Origin of the sequence: uncultured Flavonifractor sp. (assembly GCF_944385615.1) — a bacterium.
GTDB lineage: Bacteria > Bacillota > Clostridia > Oscillospirales > Oscillospiraceae > Flavonifractor.
Genome location: NZ_CALWXV010000069.1, coordinates 1 through 6868 on the forward strand (window position 1 = coordinate 1; position 6868 = coordinate 6868).

6 protein-coding genes are annotated in these 6868 nt (G+C 56.6%); all 6 read right to left on the minus strand.

Annotated features, from left to right (window positions below):
* Positions 1–156 precede the first annotated feature (156 nt).
* Positions 157–1866 carry a C69 family dipeptidase gene (locus Q0J75_RS12185; RefSeq protein WP_297201722.1) on the minus strand — a complete coding sequence of 570 codons (1710 nt, stop codon included), beginning with the start codon at positions 1864–1866 and terminating at the stop codon, positions 157–159.
* 213 nt (positions 1867–2079) lie between these two features.
* A complete protein-coding gene (locus tag Q0J75_RS12190; RefSeq protein WP_297201725.1) occupies positions 2080–3291 on the minus strand; it encodes an FprA family A-type flavoprotein in 1212 nt (403 codons plus the stop codon).
* 176 nt (positions 3292–3467) lie between these two features.
* Entirely contained in the window at positions 3468–5378 is a 1911-nt protein-coding gene (locus Q0J75_RS12195; protein ID WP_297201728.1) for an acyl-CoA dehydrogenase family protein, read from the minus strand.
* Between the two features lie 186 nt (positions 5379–5564).
* Complete coding sequence (locus Q0J75_RS12200) at positions 5565–5861, minus strand: ArsR/SmtB family transcription factor (RefSeq protein ID WP_297201730.1); 297 nt, start codon at positions 5859–5861, stop codon at positions 5565–5567.
* Positions 5862–5871: 10 nt separating this feature from the next.
* Entirely contained in the window at positions 5872–6507 is a 636-nt protein-coding gene (locus tag Q0J75_RS12205) for a 4Fe-4S binding protein (RefSeq protein WP_297201733.1), read from the minus strand.
* Positions 6504–6707: a 4Fe-4S binding protein gene (locus Q0J75_RS12210; protein ID WP_297201739.1), complete on the minus strand. Its 204-nt coding sequence runs from the start codon at positions 6705–6707 to the stop codon at positions 6504–6506. The genes Q0J75_RS12205 and Q0J75_RS12210 overlap by 4 nt, the downstream gene beginning before the upstream one ends.
* Positions 6708–6868 lie beyond the last annotated feature (161 nt).

Here is a 6868-nt window from a genome sequence, read left to right on the forward strand (position 1 = left end):
CTTGTACTTCTTTGGCCTCTATACGCCAGAAACCCGGCTTATACTTGATGCATAAACCGGGTTTCTCGACAGGCTGGATTCCATGAAAAATGGCCGCCAATGGCGGCCATTTTTCATGGAATGATAAGGTGTTACGGATGAATCCATACCAGATGCTTAAAGACGGTTGGCAAAGTCCATGGGAATGTAGGTCAGACCATCCTTGGTGTAGCAGTAGTGGGTCAGCTCCAGGTCTTCCCCACCGGACACCTTGCAGATGTAACTTTCGGGAGTCACAGTATAGGAGACGTTTTCCTTGGTCAAGGTGGTGGAACCGTCGGCGCTGTTCCAGGTAACGGTATAACCCTTGGCTTCAGCTGCGTCCCGCAGCGGTACGTCGGGCAGGAACTGGGTAGGGGCCTTCCCCGCAGCCAAGCCGGTATTATGCATCATGGTAGTGAGCAGTTTGGCATACAGGTTATCAGACAGTTTCATCTCATACTCAGACATCTGAATGCCCAGCTGGGTCACATAGGCGTCTCCAGCCTCCCGGCTCTCCTGGTATTTGGCCAGCATGACGGGAGCTTCCTCCAGCATGGTCTGATACATCCGTTCCTCTTGCTGCTTCCAGAAGTCCTTGACGCCCTGCCCGTACAGGGTACGGTTCTGTTCTGCGATGGTACAAATCCGTTTGAACATCCAGAAGGCTCCGGCGGGATCATAAGTATCTCCGTCCACCTGGTAGGCGGCCGCGGTATCCGTGATACCGGAGAAGAACGGAATGAATACAGAGTGCTCCGCGTTACCCAGGGCCAGCCAGTCAATGCTGGAGCAATAGGCCGGCCAGTCCGGGAAGGTTTGGAGGATATGAATTTGGGAGGAACGCTCCGTGCCGATGACCCGGTTTTCCTCCTGACCGGGCAGAGTCACATCCAGAGGGGTACCCTCATAGCGGTTGCGGTAGATGTCCATGACGGTAAGGACGCTTACCTTCTCGTCGGGGCTGTAGAACAGCGGGTAGAAGGTATTGGTGTCGTACTCCCCCGCCTGCGAGGGGGCCAGGATCGTCATGCCCGCCCAGTTGCGCATATTGTTATAGTCTTCCCGGGTGTTGTTGGTCACCGATTTGGCCAGGTGATAGAGCTCCCCCTCCTTTACAGCCAGACCAAGCTGGTCAATAAGAGCGAACAGACCATCTGAGTAGATGTAGCCATCCTCGGGAGTGGCTTTGGGGTCCACCAGGCCGATCATGTTCTGGTTGCCGAACACCGCCACCTTATCATCAGGCATCTTCATGGCACAGTACTGGTGTCCACCGTAGATCTCCACGATCCAGGCTTCGCTCTGGTCGGTGATCATAACGGTATTACCCTCTTCCGAGCCATACTGATCCACATAGCCCGTCAGCACATCCACAGCCTCCCGGGCATTGGTAGACACGGCGGCTACAGCGGCGGCCAAAATGGCTTCACGAAGACCGGGTTCCACAAAGGGATCGGCCTCCTCCCAAGCCGCGCAGGTAGAGGTGGACACGGTGGCGGAAATGCTCACGCCGTACTCATTGGTACAGGAGCCGGGGTACATGCCGTCGTCTCCCCGGGTGTAGTCAGGCACATAGGTGTACTTGTAGGTGGTATCAGGCAGCGGGATCTTGAAGCCGGTGGCGGTATCCTCGATATAGCGGCCGGGTACGTTCTCTACCCGGGGCTGTACCAGAAACATTTTATTGTAGTCACCCTGGCTTTGGTCCTCGCTGCGCGCGATGATGTAGGTCCCCTGATCGCTGACGTCCTTGCCCACATAAACGCCGGTGCAGGCCAGCGCGCTGGTACTCAGCAGCAGCGTGCCCGTCAGCGCCATGGACAGGATGCGAACGGACTTTTTCATGGTCGTACACATCTCCTTTTTTGTTTGAAGTACGGATACCGTGAAAAGAAACTGCCCTCCCTTCCCTTGCGTAGATTGTAAATGGTTCCGGTGCTAACAAAATAATTGCATAAAATCAGCGACTTGTCAACACGGGAAATTGTCATATTCGCCAGTTAGCGGTAAAAATAGCGGGAGATCCGACAAAAAGTCGGATCTCCCGCCGTTAGCGGTTTACTGCATGGATTCCACAATGGAGTTGGCCAGAGACTCCAGCTCGGAGGCCTTGTCGGGATGGAGGGCGGAGGCCACAGAGAGGCGGTCCCCCAGCACCGTCATGTTCTTCATCTCGTCCTCGATGAACTTCTGCATCAGGTCCCCGGACTTGGGCGCCCAGGAGCCGTTCTCAATGAGGGCAAAGGTGCGATTTTGCAGATTCAGGCCCTTCAAATGCATCAGATAGTCATGCATCACCGGATAAATGCCCAGATTATAGGTGACGCTGGCCAGCACAATGTGGCTCAGCCGGAAGGACTCGCTGACCAGGTAGGACACATGGGTGTTGGACACATCGTACACCCACACATTGGTGACGCCCTTCTCACACAGCTTGGCGGCCAGAGCCTGAGCGGCGGCCTCAGTATTGCCGTACATGGAGGCATAGGCGATCAGTACGCCCTTCTCCTCCGGCTCGTAGCGGCTCCACTTGTCATACTTATCAATGAAGTAGCCCAGATCCTTCCGCCATACGGGACCGTGGAGGGGGCAGATGTACTTGATCTGGTCCAGGATGCCGCCGGCCTTCTTCAACAGCAGCTGGATGTGGGGGCCGTACTTGCCCACAATGTTGGTGAGGTAGCGCCGGGCGTCGTCGATCCAATCCCGGTCAAAGTTGACCTCATCGGCAAAGAGCTTGCCGTCCAGGGCTCCAAAGGAGCCGAAGGCGTCGGCGGAGAAGAGCACGCCATTGGTGGTATCAAAGGTGACCATCGCTTCCGGCCAGTGGACCATGGGAGCGGCCACAAAGGTGACGTTGTGCTTGCCAAAGGAGAAGCTGTCTCCTTCCTTCACCTCGATCAGCTCGTGGCCGTCCACCTGGAAACCGAACTGGTGCATAAAGAGAAATGCCTTTTCGGTGGAAATAATCTTTACCTGGGGCCAGCGCAGCAGGATCTCTTCGATAGAGGCTCCGTGGTCAGGCTCCATGTGGTTGATGACCAGGTAATCCAGGGACCGCTCCCCCAGCAGATACTCCACATTCTCCAGCAGCTGGCGGCATACCGACCAATCCACCGTATCAAAGAGGACGGTCTTTTCGTCCAGCAGCAGATAGGCGTTGTAGCTTACACCCCGGGGAATGGGATGGATGTTTTCAAACAGGTGGAGCCGGTGGTCGTTGGCCCCGACCCAGTACAGATCTTCTGTCACATTGCGGACACAATACATGGTATTCCCTCCTTCTATATGGTTGCGCGTCTCCGCGCACGATGTTGTCATGCTCCGGCGGCTCCGCTACGGCCCACTGTTCCCCGCTCCGCGAAAAATGCCGCTCCGCCCGCCGGGCGTCGCCTGTTTTTTCGTCTGCGCGGCTCACTGTGGCCCTGCTGCGCACGCCTACGCACTCAGGCCTCAATAAACATATCCTTGCCCTCGGCGCACTCGGGGCACACCCACTCCTCGGGCAGGTTCTCAAACAGGGTGCCGGGAGCCACTTCCGCATCGGGGTCGCCCAGCTCGGGGACATACTCGTAGCCGCAGCCGCCACACACATACCGCTTGCCGATGGGCTCAGGCTTGGGAGGCGCGGGGCGCTTCATCTTCACCATGGGAGGCGCGGGCTGCTTCTCTCCGGTGTCCAGAGCGGCGGTGAGCAGGGGCAGGATCTCATTTACATCCCCCACAATGCCGTAATCGCAGTTCTTGAAGATGGGGGCGTTGCCGTTCTTGTTGATGGCCACAATGGTAGAGGCGTCCTTAATGCCCTTCAGGTGCTGGATTGCGCCCGAGATGCCGCAGGCGATGTACAGATTGCCCTTGAACTTCTGGCCGGACATACCCACATATCGGTCCAGGGGCACATACTTCAAAGTCTCGGCCACCGGACGGGAGGAACCCACGGCGGCGCCGGCGGCTTTGGCCAGAGCCTCCACCAGCTTCATATTCTTCTTATCCCCAATGCCCTGACCGGCGGAAACCACACGCTCTGCCTGGCTGATGGGAGTATCCATGGGGATGCCTACGGTAAAGTCGTGGCCGTCCTTCTTCAGGTGTTCCACCAAAGCGTTGACCTGATCGGTGGCACTCCCCTCTTTCAGCAGGATACGCTTGCGCACACCGGTGATGGGCGCGGGCTTCTTGGGCCGGCTGGAGGAACCGCCCTCGCTCTTGGGGGGCTTGCCCATGATGGCGGCCGAGATGACCACCCGCTGGATCTCGTTGGTGCCCTCGTAGATGGTAGTGATCTTGGCGTCCCGGTACATCCGCTCCACGTCCATGCCCTTCAGGAAGCCGGTACCGCCAAAGATCTGCACCGCGTCGTTGGTAACCTCCAGGGCGATATCGGAGGCGTACATCTTTGCCATGGCCGACTCGGTGCCGTAGGGCTCGTGGTGCTCCTTCAGGTCGGCGGCAGAGTATACCAGCATCCGGGCACAGCGGATCTTGGTGGCCATATCGGCCAGCTTAAAGCCGATGGACTGGTTGAAGCCGATGGGCTTGCCGAACTGGACTCGCTCCTTGGCGTACTCCACGGCGGCCTCATAGGCCCCCTGGGCGATGCCCAGAGCCTGGGCCGCGATGCCGATGCGCCCGCCGTCCAGAGTGGACATGGCGATCTTGAAGCCCTGGCCTTCCTTACCCAGCAAGTTCTCCTTGGGTACTTTTACATCGTTGAAAATGAGTTCGGCGGTGGAAGAGGAACGGATACCCATCTTGTCATAGTGGTCACCGAAGGTAAAGCCCTCCCACCCCTTCTCTACGATAAAGGCGGAAATGCCACGGGTACCGATATCGGGCGTGGTGACCGCGAAGACCACATAGGTGTCCGCCTTGGGGGCGTTGGTAATGAAAATCTTGCCGCCGTTGAGCAGCCAGTGGTCACCCTTGTCCACGGCGGTGGTCTCGGTGCCGCCGGCGTCGGAACCGGCATTGGGCTCGGTCAGGCCGAAGGCGCCGATCTTCTCACCCTTGGCCAGAGGGACCAGATATTTCTGCTTCTGCTCCTCGGTGCCGTAGGCAAAGATGGGCCAGGAGCCAAGGGACACATGGGCCGACAGAATGACGCCGGTGCCGCCGTCTACCCGGGACAGCTCTTCCACAGCGATGGCATAACTCAGGGCGTCCAGCCCGGCGCCGCCATACTCCTTGGGATAGGGAATACCCATCAGCCCCATCTCCCCCAGCTTTTTGATGGCCTCTTCGGGGAACAGATTCTCCTTGTCCATCAAAAAGGCCTGGGGCTTGACCTCTGCTTCGGCAAAGGCACGGATTTGAGCCCGCAGGGCTTCGTGTTGCTCTGTGGTCTTGAACAGCATGGCAATATCCTCCTTGTCTATCTTATTCAATAATGAGACTCATTACTTAGTATGGTCATCCTAACATATAAAAGCCCGATATGTCAATAGGGTTTTTAGCATTTTAACAAAATAAGTTCTACAGGATTATAGGGTTTATCAAACAAATTCAGCGGAGTTCCTGCTGGAACTCCGCTGAATTGTGCCCTATTGCTCACAATATTGCTGCTTCAATACTTCTATTAAAGCCTGAAGACGATGATCCCGAATGGAGTAGATCATATACTGCCCCTGTTTCTCCGCCTGGATCAAACCTCCGTCTCTCAGTCTGTGGAGGTGTTGGGACAGGGCGGGGGCGGAAATGTTAGGTACCTTCTCCCCCAGCTTCCCCACCGTCTGGGGACCATCCAGCAGAGCGCACAGAAGGAGCAGACGGTGCTCGTTGGCCAGCTGTGCCATCAGAGCAGCAATATCTCTGGCCTTTCTCTGTAACTGTTCGTCCATAAAGTCCACCTCACGACTGGCAGCCGGAGCAAGACGAGCAGCTGCCGCCGCAATTCTCATCTACCGGCGGTTTACCTGCCCGCAGTGTGCAGATCAATTGGGTCATGGTGCCCATGGGACAGAACACACACCAGCTCCGGGGTTTGAACAGAACCATAACAATGAGTCCAATCAGGGTGGAGGTGAGCATGATGGAGTAAAAGCCGAAGGCGAACTGTGCTACCCAGGGAGCAAACAGGGTACCGTGATAGGCCCAGTGCCAGGGGACCCGGAAGGTCCAGAACAGCTTGACAAACTCCCCGATATCCCGGGCACCAGCCCCTACCAGATAGGTGGTAAAGAGCATCTGAAAGAACATAAGAAAGAAAAAGATGAGAAACCCATAGCGGAAGGCTTTGGAGCGCATCCATCGGGGGGTGGGCCGGTTGCGGGAGAGTTTCAGACCGCTTCCCAGCAGACTGAGAAACTGCCCCCGGTCGCAGTAGCGGTTACAGTACAGCTTACTGCCTCCAAAGATGGAGATCAGCAAGGGCAGGCAGAAAAAGATCATACCCAGCCAGGCAAACAGAATGTTGAAGAACCCAAGCCCCAGATAGAGGGGAGTGACGATCCACAGATAGTCATACCAGTGCTTTTTCTGCTTCATACCCCTACATCCCTCGCTCTCAGCTCAATGGTACCTGCCGGGCACTCCTTCTCACACTTGCCGCAGCCCACGCACCTGTCCCGGTCCACCTGGGCGGTCACGCCCTTCCAAATGGAAATGGCCGACAGCGGACACACCTTGACGCAACAGCCGCAGGCCACACAGTGGGGCCCAACGGCGGCATAACGCTTGGACGCCATATCTCGTCCTCCTTCAATAATTAAGTAATTAAGCAAATACTAATATACTATACCAGAAAGAAAAACGCAAGTGATATATGTAAGAAGGGCCTGTTGCAAAATAGGCCAAAGAAAAAAAGACAGGCAGGGCAGCCCGAAAAGGGTTGCCTTGCCTGCCTTTT

What these genes read in the sequence shown, in the direction of transcription:
- Q0J75_RS12210 (WP_297201739.1), bottom strand. Translation starts at nt 6,707, where the DNA reads ATGGCGTCCAAGCGTTATGCCGCCGTTGGGCCCCACTGTGTGGCCTGC.
- Q0J75_RS12205 (WP_297201733.1), bottom strand. Translation starts at nt 6,507, where the DNA reads ATGAAGCAGAAAAAGCACTGGTATGACTATCTGTGGATCGTCACTCCC.
- Q0J75_RS12185 (WP_297201722.1), bottom strand. Translation starts at nt 1,866, where the DNA reads ATGAAAAAGTCCGTTCGCATCCTGTCCATGGCGCTGACGGGCACGCTG.
- Q0J75_RS12190 (WP_297201725.1), bottom strand. Translation starts at nt 3,291, where the DNA reads ATGTATTGTGTCCGCAATGTGACAGAAGATCTGTACTGGGTCGGGGCC.
- Q0J75_RS12195 (WP_297201728.1), bottom strand. Translation starts at nt 5,378, where the DNA reads ATGCTGTTCAAGACCACAGAGCAACACGAAGCCCTGCGGGCTCAAATC.
- Q0J75_RS12200 (WP_297201730.1), bottom strand. Translation starts at nt 5,861, where the DNA reads ATGGACGAACAGTTACAGAGAAAGGCCAGAGATATTGCTGCTCTGATG.